The sequence below is a fragment of the Pseudomonas sp. ES1 genome (assembly GCF_050586605.1).
In the GTDB taxonomy this organism is placed as follows: Bacteria; Pseudomonadota; Gammaproteobacteria; order Pseudomonadales; family Pseudomonadaceae; genus Aquipseudomonas; species Aquipseudomonas sichuanensis.
This window is the reverse complement of the sequence record NZ_JBOBDM010000059.1, coordinates 1-12,999: the sequence shown is the minus strand read 5'-3', so window position 1 is coordinate 12,999 and position 12,999 is coordinate 1. Positions and strand designations below refer to the sequence as shown.

13 protein-coding genes and 3 pseudogenes are annotated in these 12,999 nt (G+C 62.2%); 7 read left to right on the top strand and 9 right to left on the bottom strand.

The window, feature by feature from the left end; genetic code table 11:
* Positions 1 to 192 precede the first annotated feature (192 nt).
* Together ACQ4N9_RS21555 and ACQ4N9_RS21550 are read right to left on the bottom strand one after the other, a co-directional pair.
* Complete coding sequence (locus ACQ4N9_RS21555; protein ID WP_390969954.1) at positions 193 to 630, bottom strand: acetyltransferase; 438 nt, start codon at positions 628 to 630, stop codon at positions 193 to 195.
* A 210-nt stretch (positions 631 to 840) separates the two neighbouring features.
* Positions 841 to 1,296, bottom strand: coding sequence for a methyltransferase family protein (locus tag ACQ4N9_RS21550; RefSeq protein ID WP_390969955.1), 456 nt, complete (start codon positions 1,294 to 1,296; stop codon positions 841 to 843).
* Positions 1,297 to 1,488: 192 nt separating this feature from the next.
* On the opposite strand from ACQ4N9_RS21550, the gene ACQ4N9_RS21545 reads away from it, so the two are divergent.
* The 3 genes and pseudogenes from ACQ4N9_RS21545 to ACQ4N9_RS21535 form a co-directional block, all read left to right on the top strand.
* The gene (locus tag ACQ4N9_RS21545; RefSeq protein WP_390969985.1) at positions 1,489 to 3,018 is read left to right on the top strand and encodes an FAD-dependent oxidoreductase; all 1,530 of its coding nucleotides are present in this window, start codon (positions 1,489 to 1,491) and stop codon (positions 3,016 to 3,018) included.
* A 389-nt stretch (positions 3,019 to 3,407) separates the two neighbouring features.
* Positions 3,408 to 3,671, top strand: a pseudogene (locus ACQ4N9_RS21540) (acyl carrier protein); the annotation flags it as partial.
* Positions 3,654 to 4,031: pseudogene (locus ACQ4N9_RS21535) on the top strand (transporter); the annotation flags it as partial. The pseudogenes ACQ4N9_RS21540 and ACQ4N9_RS21535, both read left to right, overlap by 18 nt.
* Positions 4,032 to 4,119: 88 nt before the next feature.
* Here the strand turns inward: ACQ4N9_RS21535 and ACQ4N9_RS21530 are convergent.
* The gene (locus ACQ4N9_RS21530; protein ID WP_390969957.1) at positions 4,120 to 4,503 is read right to left on the bottom strand and encodes a MerR family transcriptional regulator; all 384 of its coding nucleotides are present in this window, start codon (positions 4,501 to 4,503) and stop codon (positions 4,120 to 4,122) included.
* A gap of 165 nt (positions 4,504 to 4,668) precedes the next feature.
* Positions 4,669 to 5,247, bottom strand: a complete 579-nt coding sequence (locus tag ACQ4N9_RS21525; protein ID WP_390969959.1) for an NAD(P)H-dependent oxidoreductase — start codon at positions 5,245 to 5,247, stop codon at positions 4,669 to 4,671.
* 235 nt (positions 5,248 to 5,482) lie between these two features.
* On the opposite strand from ACQ4N9_RS21525, the pseudogene ACQ4N9_RS21520 reads away from it, so the two are divergent.
* Positions 5,483 to 5,548: pseudogene (locus ACQ4N9_RS21520) on the top strand (PSPA7_2676 family Cys-rich small protein); the annotation flags it as partial.
* Between the two features lie 27 nt (positions 5,549 to 5,575).
* The gene (locus tag ACQ4N9_RS21515) at positions 5,576 to 6,412 is read left to right on the top strand and encodes a Ku protein (RefSeq protein WP_390969961.1); all 837 of its coding nucleotides are present in this window, start codon (positions 5,576 to 5,578) and stop codon (positions 6,410 to 6,412) included.
* A gap of 15 nt (positions 6,413 to 6,427) precedes the next feature.
* Here the strand turns inward: ACQ4N9_RS21515 and ACQ4N9_RS21510 are convergent, their stop codons facing one another.
* Genes ACQ4N9_RS21510 through ligD form a run of 5 tightly spaced genes read right to left on the bottom strand, consistent with a single transcriptional unit; the run spans position 6,428 to position 11,999 of the window.
* Complete coding sequence (locus tag ACQ4N9_RS21510; RefSeq protein ID WP_390969963.1) at positions 6,428 to 7,090, bottom strand: glycosyltransferase; 663 nt, start codon at positions 7,088 to 7,090, stop codon at positions 6,428 to 6,430.
* Positions 7,087 to 7,686, bottom strand: a complete 600-nt coding sequence (locus tag ACQ4N9_RS21505) for a class I SAM-dependent methyltransferase (protein WP_390969965.1) — start codon at positions 7,684 to 7,686, stop codon at positions 7,087 to 7,089. The genes ACQ4N9_RS21510 and ACQ4N9_RS21505 overlap by 4 nt, the downstream gene beginning before the upstream one ends.
* Positions 7,683 to 8,453: a PIG-L deacetylase family protein gene (locus tag ACQ4N9_RS21500; RefSeq protein WP_390969987.1), complete on the bottom strand. Its 771-nt coding sequence runs from the start codon at positions 8,451 to 8,453 to the stop codon at positions 7,683 to 7,685. Before ACQ4N9_RS21500 ends, ACQ4N9_RS21505 begins: the two co-directional genes overlap by 4 nt.
* A complete protein-coding gene (locus ACQ4N9_RS21495) occupies positions 8,450 to 9,490 on the bottom strand; it encodes an acyl-CoA dehydrogenase (protein ID WP_390969967.1) in 1,041 nt (346 codons plus the stop codon). Before ACQ4N9_RS21495 ends, ACQ4N9_RS21500 begins: the two co-directional genes overlap by 4 nt.
* A 58-nt stretch (positions 9,491 to 9,548) precedes the next feature.
* Positions 9,549 to 11,999, bottom strand: a complete 2,451-nt coding sequence (gene ligD / locus ACQ4N9_RS21490; RefSeq protein WP_390969969.1) for a DNA ligase D — start codon at positions 11,997 to 11,999, stop codon at positions 9,549 to 9,551.
* 155 nt (positions 12,000 to 12,154) lie between these two features.
* On the opposite strand from ligD, the gene ACQ4N9_RS21485 reads away from it, so the two are divergent.
* The gene (locus ACQ4N9_RS21485) at positions 12,155 to 12,616 is read left to right on the top strand and encodes a phosphotransferase system, HPr-related protein (RefSeq protein WP_390969971.1); all 462 of its coding nucleotides are present in this window, start codon (positions 12,155 to 12,157) and stop codon (positions 12,614 to 12,616) included.
* A complete protein-coding gene (locus ACQ4N9_RS21480; RefSeq protein ID WP_390969973.1) occupies positions 12,616 to 12,846 on the top strand; it encodes a metallothionein in 231 nt (76 codons plus the stop codon). The genes ACQ4N9_RS21485 and ACQ4N9_RS21480 overlap by 1 nt, the downstream gene beginning before the upstream one ends.
* Positions 12,847 to 12,999 lie beyond the last annotated feature (153 nt).

The following is a 12,999-nucleotide window of genomic DNA, read 5'->3' as shown; positions in this document are numbered from 1 at the left end:
AATGAGCGACTGTTTCTTGGATTTCTTGGCAACGGACACGCATGCGCATGCCTGGGCGTAGAGGCCCATGGCAGTCAGCATGTGGTCAGTGTTGAGAATCATGGTTGATCCGTTGCCAAGAGGTGCATCGGGATAGTGCGCAAGGCGGCTGTGTTTAGTCAACAGGCATTTGGGGTCGATGGGATTATTGGGCTAGTGATGCAGGCTCATGTGCAGCAAAGGGAAGGGGCGCCCCTCGCCATCCAGTGGCGAACGACCTGTCTGAACAAACCCGTAATGCACATAGAACCCTACCGCTTCGGGGTTCTGCTCGTTCACGTCAACACTCAGCTGATTGCGCGAATTGCGGGCATGATCCAGCAGCGCGCGGCCAATACCTTTGCCGCGCAGATCGGGTTCGATGAAGAGCATTTCTACGTGGTTTTCATTGAGCCCGATAAAGCCCAGCGGACAGTCCTCGGCATTCACCGCAACCCATAATTCAACGGCGGGCAGGTAGACATCCCGAAGCTGAGGTAGCAATGCCTCGATATCGGACGCTTGCAGGAAGTGATGAGTGGCGCGAACAGAGCGCAGCCAGATGTTGAGCAGTTGTGGGTGGTCGGCATGGATAGCCTGACGAATGATCATGGAATCAGCCTTAACACCTGATAGCGGAAATGAGGCGCGCTCGTCGATAGCGCCCGTATAAGTGTCGGCAACCTGTATGACCGCTTCGCGAGTTAACGCCTGGGCGGTGCACGGCAGAGGTAGCCGCAAAGGAGGGAGCAAGGACGATACTGAGCGGTATACGGGGTGTCAAAAAAAATTACCGATGCAGTGGTGGCGTAGCATTCCCATCTAGAGCCAGCGTCTGACTTGGCTGCAGTATTGCGTGAACTCACTTGCGAAAATGTTCGCAAGGGCTCGCTCCTCTGGGCCGATCTGGAGGCGGTTCATATAGATCACGAAGCCCAGCACGCTCAGCAGCGCCGGCGGCCACGCAAGAAAGATCGACCAGGCTACCAGGGCTGCGGCGAAGCCCAGGTACATGGGGTTGCGTGTATATCTGTAGACGCCCGAGCGGACCAGAACCGAAGCGGTTTCGGGCCTCAGCGGATTGACCGTGGTACGTGCGTGGCGAAAGGAAATTACACCGGCCAAACACGTAGCAATACCTGCCAGCAACACCACCAAAGCCAGACCGACCCGCCATTCGATAGCCAGCTCCAGGGTACCCGGCAGGTTCCGAGCACAGAGCCACGCCACCAGGCCGAACAAAACAGCCACCAGCGGCGGCGGGATGCGGTTTTCCATGATGAATTCCCGATAGTAACGAACGTGCTACCAGCGTGAGGGCTATAGCCACTTCAGGGTCAAGTGTCATCGTGGTCCATGGCTGAATCGCGCTTCATATCCGCCTTGTTACGCGCGGCCTATGAATCGTTGACTTTGAGTGCGCTCGAGAACATTCATGACTCTGTGGCCACTTATTTTCGAGGTGAGATCATGGCGGCGCAAACCGACGTTCTTATTGTTGGGGCCGGCCCGACCGGGCTGGTGCTTGCTCTTTGGCTCACCAAGCAAGGCGTCGGCGTAACGATCGTCGACAAGAGCAGTGGGCCCGGCGAAGCTTCTCGTGCCATGGCTGTTCAAGCCCGCACGCTAGAGCTTTATCGCCAGCTCGATATAGCCGATTCAGTGATAGATGCCGGCTATAAAACACCTGCCATGAACATGTGGGCCCGAGGCAGCCACAGAGCGCGCATCCCCTTGGTCGATGCCGGCAGAGCGGTTTCTGCATACCCCTTCGTGTTGATCTATCCCCAGGATCGCCATGAGCGCCTGCTGGTGCAGCAACTCCATGCCCTCGGCGTGGACGTGCAATGGCAGACCGAACTGCTGCGCTTCGAAGAGGGTGAAAGCCACGTCACGGCCATGCTGAAACAGGCCGATGGGCAGGAAGTGGTCCTGACCGCGGCTTACCTGGCGGGCTGCGACGGCGCTCGGTCGCTCGTTCGTCATCAGATCGGCAGCGCTTTCGAAGGCGGCACCTACAAACAGCTTTTCTATGTGGCGGATGTCAGGGTAACGGGCATCGAGCCTGCGGGTGAGGCGCACATCGCTTTTGACCAGTCCGACTTTGTGCTGCTCCTGTGCTATGGCAAAAAGGACCAATACCGCCTGATTGGCACCGTGCGAGACGAGCGTGCCGAGCATCCCGAGCAGCTGACGTTCGCGGACGTTGGCCACGATGCCATCAACGGCTTGAACCTCAAGATCAGCGAGGTGAACTGGTTTTCCACTTACCGAGTTCATCATCGAGTCACGGACCATTTCCGCCGTGGCAGGGCTTTTTTGCTCGGCGATGCTGCGCATGTCCACAGCCCGGCAGGCGGGCAGGGCATGAACACCGGCATTCTGGACGCGATCAACCTGGCGTGGAAGTTGGCAGCGGTGGTCAAAGGCAAGGCGCCCGAGGCCTTGCTCGACAGCTACCAGATTGAACGCCAGGCATTTGCCCGCTCGCTGGTAGAGACCACTGACAAGCTGTTCACCTTCGTTACCGCCCAGGGCGGGTTGGCTGACTTTGTGCGCACGCGCATCGCACCGATCTTCGCCAGCGTTGCGTACAAGCGTGCGAGCGTGCGTGAGTACCTGTTCCGCGTGGTTTCGCAAACCACCCTTGATTACCGCGACAGCCCGCTGAGCCAAGGCAAGACAGGTGAGGTTCAGGGTGGTGATCGCCTGCCTTGGCTGCCTGGGGGTACGGCGGACAACTACGACTCACTGACAGCCATCGAGTGGCAAGTGCAGGTTTACGGTGAGGCCAAGGCAGACCTGGCCCAATGGTGCACGCAGCACGGCATTGCCCTGCATGTTTTCGCTTGGCAGCCGGCGTACGAGAAAGCCGGCGTTGCCAGAAATGCTGCTTATCTGTTGCGGCCTGACACCTATGTCGCGCTGGCTGATCCTGAGGCGGATGCGTCCACATTGAACCGATATTTCGAGGAGCGCGGTGTTGTGCTGCCCGCTTGAGCAATGAGTTGCATTGCGGACGATCAGGCGATCGGCGAATCGGTACGGGTCAGCATATGGCGTTGCCCAGAGGTAGTGCTGGATCTCTTCTCACGCCAAGTAAGTGTTAGCGCTCTCGATGTGCACTTTTTTCGGGCGGCAAATCTGGAACTACCGTGCTGTTTCAAGCCATCGATTTTGTCAATTTACACTCCCTGTGCAAACACCATTGAAGTGCTTAAACCAAGGGTTTAAGGGCTCGTCGGGATTTCTCTTAAAAGCAATGATGGCAAGTTGACTCTCCCCTTAAGGAAAGACTTTAGACTCCCGGCCCTCGACAGATTTGGCCTGAAAACAGCTTTTTTGGCCCGATGACTTCCTTCAATGCGGCTTTTGTAGGGAAACAGTCAATGAACAATCCATTGGAATTGGACAGCGTTATCAACAGTACACGGGAGATCCTTGCGCAGTTGTTGGTGATGGAAATGGGCGACGTGGCAGAGCACAGCAGTATCGTTGACGACCTCAGCGCCGACTCGCTGGACATCGTCGACCTGAGCTTCCAGCTGGGCCGGCAGTACGGTTGCACCTTGCCGAAAACCAGCGTGCTGGATCACGCAGTAGCGGTGTTCGGCGACGCCACCCGGTTTGTCGAAAATTCACTCATCGAACAACACATCATGATGTTCGAGAACGGTGGTGGCACCGACTTGCAGAACGTGCTCAATGCCGATTACTCGAAGGCGGTGACGTTGTTCACCATGACGTCCTCCGTGGCGGGCGATTACCAGGCGATGCTCGACAAACTGGACGCCTGGCTGCTCATCAACAAACCGGCCAACCTGCAAGTCACCCATGCCGGCACGCCGTACATCTGGACCGGGGTGTTGCAGGAAATCACCCAGGGTCAGGTGTTGAGCTTCTCGCTGGCGTTGCTGGCGGTGACCTTGATGATGATGCTCTGGCTCAAGTCAGTCCGCCTGGGCATCCTCGGCATGCTGACGTTGCTGACCACGTCGGTGACGGTGTACGGCTGAGGGCGTGCCAGGCTAAATCGCCGGGGCGCCTGCGTGCTGCAAAGGGCACGGGGCGCCATGGCCGTTCAGGGGCGGCGGTGCGGATTCAGCGGGCTTTTTCCAGATGCTCGATCTGGCATTGCATCTGCGCATCCTTGAGGCTCAGCTCAAACTCGACCAGGCCGTCATGCACTTGCTGCAAGGCCTGGATCTGCCCCATCAATTCCTGCTTTTTGTTATCGATGGCCTGCATGGCCAGATCCCAGGGCAGCTCCTGGCCGCGATGATCCTGCAGAATGGCCTGCATTTCCTTGAGTTTGAAACCGAGTTGCTGGGCGCATTTGATGAAGGTCAGCAGCTCGACGCTTTGCTGGCTGTAGATGCGGTATTTGCCTTCGCGTTGCGGAGGTGGCAACAGGCCGATTTCTTCGTAATGTCGAATGCTTTTGACGGTGGTGCCCGACAGTTGGGCGGCTTTGCCGATGTACATGAAAGTCCCTTTTTTGACGCATCAGAAGCGAAAAGATGTCGTGCGCTCGTGCAGGCGCGCGACATCTTTGCACGAGCGTCAGGGGGCGGGAAGCGTGGTTGGACAAGGTGTCACGGGAGGGAGACTTGGCTGGGCAGCGCAGGGGCACGGCCCAACCGGGGCCGATCAGCGGCTGGCGACCGCCTGGACTTGCTTGAGCCAGGCTTCACGCTGTTCCGGCTTGGAGCCCAGTACCGGACCGAAGGTCAAGGTTTTCAGCGGTTTTATGCCGCAGAACTCCAGGGTGGTCTTGCGCATTTGGTGCAGGCCCGGCATGCGATACACCCAGCGGTAGTACCACGGCGGCGTGTCCATGGTCACCAGAAGGTGAGCCGTGCGGCCCTTGAGCAGCTTGTCCGGGAAGGGTGAGCCCTTGCGGTACCTGAAGGCAAAACCAGGCAGAAACACGCGGTCGAAGAACCCCTTGAGCAACGCCGGAATGCCGCCCCACCAGATCGGGTACACCAATGTCAGGTGTTCGGCCCAGGTAATGTCGTTTTGTGCGTCGATCAAATCGGGCTCAAGCAACTGGATCTGGTTATAGCCATCGTGCAGGACCGGATCGAACTCCAGGGTGTCCAGGCGCAGCAGACGTACCTCATGGCCTGCTTGCGTGGCGGCCTCGACATAACGTTCGGTCACCGCTCCGCAAAAGCTGTCATTCGAAGGGTGGCCGAGGATTACGAGCATGCGTTTGCTCTTCATGACGAACTCCAGACAATGAAGTGCCAAGGGTAAAGTCTGCCCCTAACGGTAGAGTCAAGCCTTGCCGATTACCGGTGGAACTGCTGGCCACCCAAGAGTCGAGTTAGATCACCGGCGCAGTGTTCGGCGTGACCGGTGGCAACTCGTTGCCCTGAGTAATCCGGATAAACCTTCGCGGCGCCGTGCAGTCAGTTTCAATAAGGGCCTGGACGTCCCAGGGCCAGGGAGGTGGCTGATGAAACTTGTCTGCCTGTTGCGTGGCTGCCAGTGGCGCAGCCTGCTGGTGTGTGAACTCGCCGGCCAACCCTTCGAAACGTAGGAGCCGACCATGGCCCGGGCAATCTGGAAAGGCGCGATCAGCTTCGGCCTCGTGCACATCCCCGTCTCGCTCAACACCGCAGTGCGCAGCGAACGTGTGGATTTCGACTGGCTGGACAAGCGCAGCATGGAGCCGGTTGGCTACAAGCGGGTGAACAAGATCACCGGCAAGGAAATCGACAAAGAACACATCGTCAAGGGCGTGGAGTACGAAAAGGGTCGTTACGTGGTGATCAGCGAGGAGGAAATTCGCAAGGCCAGGCCCGAGGCGACCCAAACCATCGATATCTTTTCGTTCGTCGACGCCAGCGACATCCCGCTGCAGCAGTTCGACACGCCTTACTACCTGAGCCCCGACCGCCGTGGCGGCAAGGTTTATGCCTTGCTGCGCGAGACCCTGCACAGCACCGGCAAGGTGGCCCTGGCCACCGTGGTGCTGCACACCCGCCAGCACCTGGCGCTGCTGCGCCCGCTGGAGGATGCCCTGGTGTTGATCACCCTGCGCTGGCCCGAGGAGGTGCGTGGGCTCCAGACGCTGGAGCTGGACAACAGCGTGACCCAAAGCAAGGTCGACAAGCGTGAGCTGGACATGGCCCGGCGCCTGGTGGAAGACATGAGCGGGGCATGGACGCCTGACGAGTACCATGATGCGTTTCGCCAGACCATCCTCGACCTGGTGGAGGAGAAGGCCAGCAAGGGCAAGATCGCGACCGTGGACAAAGGCGAGGGCACGACGGCCGAGAAGGGGGCGGACATCATCGACCTCACCGAGCTGCTCAAGCGCAGCCTCGGCGGCAAGACCAAGGTGAAGAAACCGGCGGCCAAGCGACCGCGCAAAGCGTCATAGCCAATTGCACAATCACTACGGTAGCTGGCCTTCCAGCCCCCTCAGGTAATCCCCGAAGCCCTGGCGTGCGCGGCTGTCCCGCCGGCTGCTGGTGGCCACGCTGTGCGCCGCCGTCCAGACGATCTGTGCACCGCTGGCCTCGAGGGCCAGCACCAGCTGCACATCCTCGTGGGCCGGCAAGGGCTGGAAACCGCCGACGCGTTCATAGGCCTTGGCGCATACCCCCAGGTTGGCGCCATGGATATGCCGGTGCCCATCCCGGGCCTGGTAGCGGCTGAGGTAGAGCTGGCGCAAAGCGGCATTCTGCCAGGGCTGCCAGCGCTCGATATGCACCGTGCCGCATACCGCATCCGCATGCCATTGCAGCTGTGACACCAGCCAGTGCCCTGGCACACGGCTGTCGGCATCGGTGAAGGCCAGCCACTGGGCGCCGCGCTCGATCATCCATGCCGCGCCCAGGCGCCGGGCGATGCCGACGTTGCCGGCCTCCAACTGCAGGGTATGCACGCCATGATGACGGGCGATGCGCGCACTGGCGTCGACGCAGCGATCGAGCACTACCAGCACCTCCACCTCCAGGCTCGCTGCCTCGGCCTGCACCACCGCCCGTTTGACGGCGGCCAGGCAGTGCCCAAGACGACGGGCTTCGTTGTGGGCAGGAATGATGACGGCGATCATGGGCAGGTCTCGTCGAGGTCCACGACGCTGGGCTGACACGACCAGTATTCGAGCAGGAAGTCCGTCTCCTCGTGGCGCAGCAGCGGGTAAAGCGGAAGGTGCCTGGCCAGCAGGGCATGCACCTCGCGGCCATCCTGCGGGCAGCCGGCAATGGGATGGCGCCAGTGGCAGGCCAGCAGACCGCCGTCATGGGCCAGGCTGGCTACCGATTGCTCGATCACTTGCAGCCAGTCGGTGGGGTCAAGGTAATAGCCGATCTCGCTGAGCACGATCAGGTCGAACTGCCCGCCCGGCCAGTCGCCCGGCAGGTGACCCTGTTCGACGCGGGCATGGCCCACGCCCGCAAGACGCTGGCGGGCCAAGGCCACGGCCGTTGCGTCGAGGTCCTGGCACAGCAGCTCGGCACAGCGCTCGGCCAGCAGGACGCTCAGCTCGCCGTTGGCGCAGGCCGGCTCGAATACGCGTTCATAACATTGCCGCGGCAGGCTGGCCAGGGCCAGATCGCGCTTGCGTCGCTCGTACCAGCGGGTACGAAAGGCCCAAGGGTCATCGCTGCCAGCATACAAGTCGGCGAAGTACTGTGCGTCCAGGCTCATGTTGGCTCCATTGACAGGAAGATCAGCTCGAAGGGTTGCAGCAGGCAGGCCTGGAGCTGTTCCGGCAGCACCGCAGGGCGCTCGCCATCGGGTTGCAACTGGCTGGCATGGGCGGCCAAAGCCTCGCGCTTGCGCGCCAGGCGCGCTGCGTCCAGCTGCAGGCGGTGTGCCTGGGGCCAGGGCAGGCGCGGATCGTCGGGGGCGGCCCAATGCCAGGCCCACACCGGTACTTCGGCCAGTTGCACACGGCGCGCTTGGGCCGCCCGGGCACAGGCACGTCCTGCCGCCTCATGATCGCAGTGCCCGTCGCCGCGCCAGGTGGTCAGCAGCAGGTCGTCGGGCTGGAGCAATTGCGCCAGGTGGGTGACTAGGAAGGCTTCATCATGGGGCAGGGCGCCATCTTTGAGGTTGAGCCGTCGCCAATCGAGGCGGTTGAGGTCCAGGCCCAGCAGCTGCAAGGCATGCCGGCTTTCCAGCGGACGCTGATGACGCAGGCGACGCTCGGTCCACTGCGAGGAATGCGGATGGCTGCCCTCGCCATTGCTGGCAGAAATCAACAGCACGTCCTGTTCACGGCCTTGGAAGCTGGCCAACAGGCCGCCGGCCATGAGGATCTCGTCGTCCGGATGCGGCGCCAGCAGCACCAGCCTTCTGCCGGGCGGGCATAGCCGGTCGGGCGTCAGCCAGGTGGCGCGGGCCAGCTGAGTGGATTGCTGCCAGGCGCTCCATGGCGTGCCGGTGGCGGTCTGTATCAGGTTCTGGCTCATAGTTGCCATACGCTTGCCGGCGAGCCGGTCAGTTGCTGGCCCAGCTCGGCCAGGTCGCGCTCTGCGTGGCTTTGGCGCAGGTATACCGGCAGGTCGGCACTGAGCCGGGCGAAATGGCCGCTGCGGCAGAACGGTGTGGCGCCGAGCGCCCGACCGACATGATGGATGACCTGCTCGACCGCTTGCTCGACCTGGGCGCGGGTGCGGCGCACTTGCAAACTGGCGTCGTCGCGAGGGTGCTGGTCGATCCAGGCGGCGCATTCGCGCAGGGCGGCACGGGCCCCGAACAACGCCGCATCGACCGCGCCCAGATGGGCATCGGCGTGTGGGTCGGGGCGGGGTTTGCGGCAGTGTTCGCGCAGGTATTGCGCCAGGGCTTGCGCTGCGCCATACCAACAGGCGGCGATGCCCGCGCCGCCCTGCCAGAATCCCGGGCGGGCCAGGTATTGGCCGGGCGTGCCGATGGCCAGCCCCGGCGAATTGTCGAACTCGAGGGTGACACTGGTGGTGCTGGCCATGCCAACGGCCTGCCAGTTATCGACCTCGATACGCTGGCTGGGATGGGACAGTTCGATGGCCACCAACTGTGGCTGGTCGCCTTCCCAGGCGGTCACGAGCGCCCGATCGATCTGCAAAACCCCCGAACACCAGGCTTTGCGGCCTTGCAGGCGAACCCGCTCGCCATCCTGGGCGACGATGCGGGTGCGGGCATCCGGTGGCTCGGCAGCCCACACGCCCCAGATCCCTTCGCCGGCATGATGAGCAGCGCCGCATTCGGCAAGGATGGCCAAGGCGTCGGTATGGCCTTCATAGAGTTTGGCCAGACTGAGATCGCAACCGGCGACCCGTGCCAGGGCCCGCCAGCGGTCAAGTGTTCGCCCCTGGCCTGGCAGGGGGAGCCGGTCGAGGTGATCGGCTTGCAGCGCATGCAGTAGCTCCAGCAGCAGGGTATCGAGGTCGATGGCCCGCGGTCGCGTGCCGAAGCGGCGCAACAGGCGGTCGAGGTTGCTCAGGTCGAAGTCCTGGACGATGCTCATTGGCTAGGCGCTCCTTGGGTGTTCTTCTTCCAGTCACGCAGGTTCAGCCATGGTTCCATCAGTCGATCCCCAGTTGCTTGCGCATACGTACGGTAATCGACTGACGGGTTCTGGCCATTTCGGCCCACGGATCGTCCACCTCGGCCAGCCGTGCCTGCAGGTTGCCGATGTGCCATTGGTTGGCACCCTTGAGCTGGCTCAGTTCTTCCCGCCAGATCGGCACCGATACCGGCAGGCCCTCGCGGGCCCGCAGCGAGTAGGCGGCGACGGTGGTGGCGCCCTTACCGTTACGCAGGTAGTCGATGAAGATCCGTCCGATCCGATGCTTCGGGCCGGACACCGCGCTGAGGCGATCGGGGAACAGCCCGGCCATGTGTTTGACCAAGGCATGGCTGAAGTCCTTGACCTCGTCCCACCCCGCGCGCCGGGTCAGCGGCACCACGAGGTGCATGCCTTTGCCGCCGCTGGTCTTGAGAAAGACCTTCAGGCCCAACTCATCGAGCAGGGTAAGGGTCAGTTGGGTGGCCTCCAGCATGGCTTTCCAGGGCAGCGCGGGATCGGGGTCCAGGTCGAGCACGAAGCGGTCGGGCTTGTCGAAGTCCTTGGTGGTGGCATTCCAGGTGTGCAGTTCCAGCGAGTTCATCTGCACCGCGCCCAGCAGGCTGTCGACGCGGTTGAGCACCATGGCCGTCTGGCCGGCCTGGGCCTTGCTGTAGCTGAGCACGTGGGGGATATGCAGCTGGCCGGGGTTTTTCTGGAAGAACAGCTCGCCGGCCAGGCCATCCGGTGCCCGAACCAGGGCGACAGGCCGATCCTTCAGCTGTGGCAGCAACCAGTCGGCGACTTGAGCGTAATACTGTGCGACCTGGCGCTTGGTGGCACCGGTGGTTGCGTCGGCCACACGGTCGGGGTGGGTCAGGCGCAGGCTGCCCAGGGCCTTGGGTTCTGTCTGTGCTGCCTGCTCCAGGTCGATGGCGGTGGCGGGTTTGTCGTCGCGCAGGCCGTGGAACACCGCGTGGCGCACGATGCCTTCGCGGGTCATCTGGGCATAGGCGACTTCGGCCAGCAGCTGTGGCTTGAGCCAATGCACGTTGCGGGCTTCGGCACCAACGGGAGGGTTGGGCAAGGGTGGTTTGGCGGTCTGCAGCGGTTTCAGGCGGGCGAGGATGCTGTCCAGGGTGGCGGCGCTGAAGCCGGTGCCGACCTTGCCGGCATAGCGCAACTGGCCGCTGTCGTGGTCATGCAGGGCCAGCAGCAGGGCGCCGAAGCCGTGGCGGCTGCCCTTGGGGTCGGTGTAGCCGACAATCACGAACTCCTGGCGCTGCTTGCACTTGAGCTTGATCCAGTCACTGCTGCGCCGGCACACATAAGGGCTGTCGGCACGCTTGCCAATCAGCCCCTCGAGTTCCAGCCGGCATGCACTGTCGAGCAGCGAGTCGACCGATTCCTTGAAATCGGCGGAATACCTGAGCAGCGGCGAAGCGTTGCCGTCCAGCAGCTTGGCCAGGGTGGCGCGACGCGCCTGTAGCGGTAAGTCGCGCAGGTCTTCGCTTCCCAGCCAGGGCAAGTCGAACAGGTAATAGGTGATGCGTTCGTCGTGCGCGGTGTCGAATGCATTTTGCAAGGCCTGGAAGTCGGCCGCACCGTTGTCGCCGACCACTACCATCTCGCCGTCCAGCCATGCTGCGTCGAGCCCCAGGGCGCGGAGTGCCTCGATCTGACGGGGCATCTTGGCGCTCCAGTCGTGGCCATTGCGGGTGAACAGACGTACGTCGTCGCCGTCGATGCGGGCCAGAATCCGGTAGCCATCGAACTTGACTTCATAGCGCCAGTCGCCGCTGGGTGGGGAGTCGACCAAGGTAGCCAGTTGCGGCTGCAGCACTTTCGGCAGGGCTTTGCGGCCGGCCTTGGGCTTGCGTGTGGCGGTGCTCGTCTTGGCGGGGCGCCGTGGCGGCAGCGTACGCTCGCTCAGCACGCTGTCTGGCAGGGCTTCGACGATGCTGTAGTCGGTTTCTTTGCGTGCCTGCCCGTCATGGGATTTGACCAGCATCCACTGCTCTTTCTTGCCGGCCAGGTGAGTGCGAAACAGATTCCACACCCCCGACAGCTTCTCGCCCTGCAGGCGAAAACGCAGCTTGCCCTTGGCATAGGCTTCGCGCGGGTCGCCTTCGGGTTCCCAGACACCTCGGTCCCAGACAATCACGTCGCCCGCACCGTAGTGCCCTTCGGGGATACGTCCTTCGAAATCGGCGTAGTCCAACGGGTGATCTTCCACGTGCACCGCCAGGCGGCGGACCTTGGGGTCGAGGGAGGGCCCCTTGGGGATCGCCCAGCTCTTGAGGGTGCCGTCGAGTTCCAGGCGGAAGTCGTAGTGCAGGTGGCTGGCGTCGTGCTTCTGGATGCAGTACTGCAGCGCATGGGCCGAGCGGGGGCGGGCGCGTTGGCCCGCTGGCTCGGGTGTGGCGTCGAAGTCGCGCTTGCGCTGGTACTCCTGCAGGGGCTTGGCCATGGCGTGCTCCGGGACGGTTCGCGGGTCTCAAGATTGGGAGATGGCGGCGCGGTGCGGAGTTCAAAAAAAGCGCGGGGCGGTGGCTTGGAAGAAACTCTGAATCATTTCTTCGTGGGGGCAGTCGACCGTGTGAAACCCACTGACGGAGAACGTTCATGTCTAGACCCGATGACCCAAGACCGCAGATTGAGATCGACGACACCGAGGACCGCATGGGCAGTGTCCACGAATTGGATTTCAGCGAGCGCCGCGATGAACGCCAGGGGCGCGTCGGCGACCAGCGCCCGGCGCGGGAGATCGCCGAGGACTACCCGCCGCGGCGTGTCGCGCAAAGCGGCATGACCGGCGGCGAGACCCTGACCGACAGCCTGCACGAGGACAATGTCACTCTCGATGACCTGAGCCCCGATACGCTGTTCGATGAAACTGATGCCTGGGACTCGGATGAGCCCGGCACGGCAGGTGGCCCGGCGGACAAGACCCTGCGTCAGGTGGAGGCCCACGAGATCGGTGGCGGCAACGGCCTGGACGAGGCCGAGCTGGCCCGTTCTGCGCCGCTGGACGGCGAGCCGTGGAGCGATGACGTGGTGCCCGATGACGACAGGAGAGAGCCGTGATGAACGAGCAACGCTGTTCTTGCAACCACTGTTCCTGCACTGTGGATGCCAATGCCGTAGTCCAGGATGGCAAGGCCTATTGCTGCGAGGCCTGCGCGATGGGCCATCGTGATGGCGAGCCTTGTCGTATGGCCGACTGCAAATGTGGCGAGCTGACCCAGCCGAAGGAAAGTTCTGTTGATAATGCGCTGGATGAAACATTCCCGGCGAGTGATCCTATTTCACCGTAAGTTCCCTTTCTCTCCATGGCCCTTTCGTTGGTATCTTCGGCGAGGGGCCAATCAATATATCGCTGTGCCCACGGCTCAATAGCAACTCTGCTGATCTTGATCTTGATCTTGATCTTGATCTTGATCTTGATCTTGATCTTGATCTTGATCTTG

Coding starts and splice junctions, on each gene's coding strand:
- ACQ4N9_RS21500 (WP_390969987.1), bottom strand. CDS start 8,453: ATGAGCCAGAACCTGATACAGACCGCCACCGGCACGCCATGGAGCGCC.
- ACQ4N9_RS21530 (WP_390969957.1), bottom strand. CDS start 4,503: ATGTACATCGGCAAAGCCGCCCAACTGTCGGGCACCACCGTCAAAAGC.
- ACQ4N9_RS21550 (WP_390969955.1), bottom strand. CDS start 1,296: ATGGAAAACCGCATCCCGCCGCCGCTGGTGGCTGTTTTGTTCGGCCTG.
- ACQ4N9_RS21555 (WP_390969954.1), bottom strand. CDS start 630: ATGATCATTCGTCAGGCTATCCATGCCGACCACCCACAACTGCTCAAC.
- ACQ4N9_RS21485 (WP_390969971.1), top strand. CDS start 12,155: ATGTCTAGACCCGATGACCCAAGACCGCAGATTGAGATCGACGACACC.
- ACQ4N9_RS21495 (WP_390969967.1), bottom strand. CDS start 9,490: ATGAGCATCGTCCAGGACTTCGACCTGAGCAACCTCGACCGCCTGTTG.
- ligD (WP_390969969.1), bottom strand. CDS start 11,999: ATGGCCAAGCCCCTGCAGGAGTACCAGCGCAAGCGCGACTTCGACGCC.
- ACQ4N9_RS21525 (WP_390969959.1), bottom strand. CDS start 5,247: ATGAAGAGCAAACGCATGCTCGTAATCCTCGGCCACCCTTCGAATGAC.
- ACQ4N9_RS21545 (WP_390969985.1), top strand. CDS start 1,489: ATGGCGGCGCAAACCGACGTTCTTATTGTTGGGGCCGGCCCGACCGGG.
- ACQ4N9_RS21505 (WP_390969965.1), bottom strand. CDS start 7,686: ATGAGCCTGGACGCACAGTACTTCGCCGACTTGTATGCTGGCAGCGAT.
- ACQ4N9_RS21480 (WP_390969973.1), top strand. CDS start 12,616: ATGAACGAGCAACGCTGTTCTTGCAACCACTGTTCCTGCACTGTGGAT.
- ACQ4N9_RS21510 (WP_390969963.1), bottom strand. CDS start 7,090: ATGATCGCCGTCATCATTCCTGCCCACAACGAAGCCCGTCGTCTTGGG.
- ACQ4N9_RS21515 (WP_390969961.1), top strand. CDS start 5,576: ATGGCCCGGGCAATCTGGAAAGGCGCGATCAGCTTCGGCCTCGTGCAC.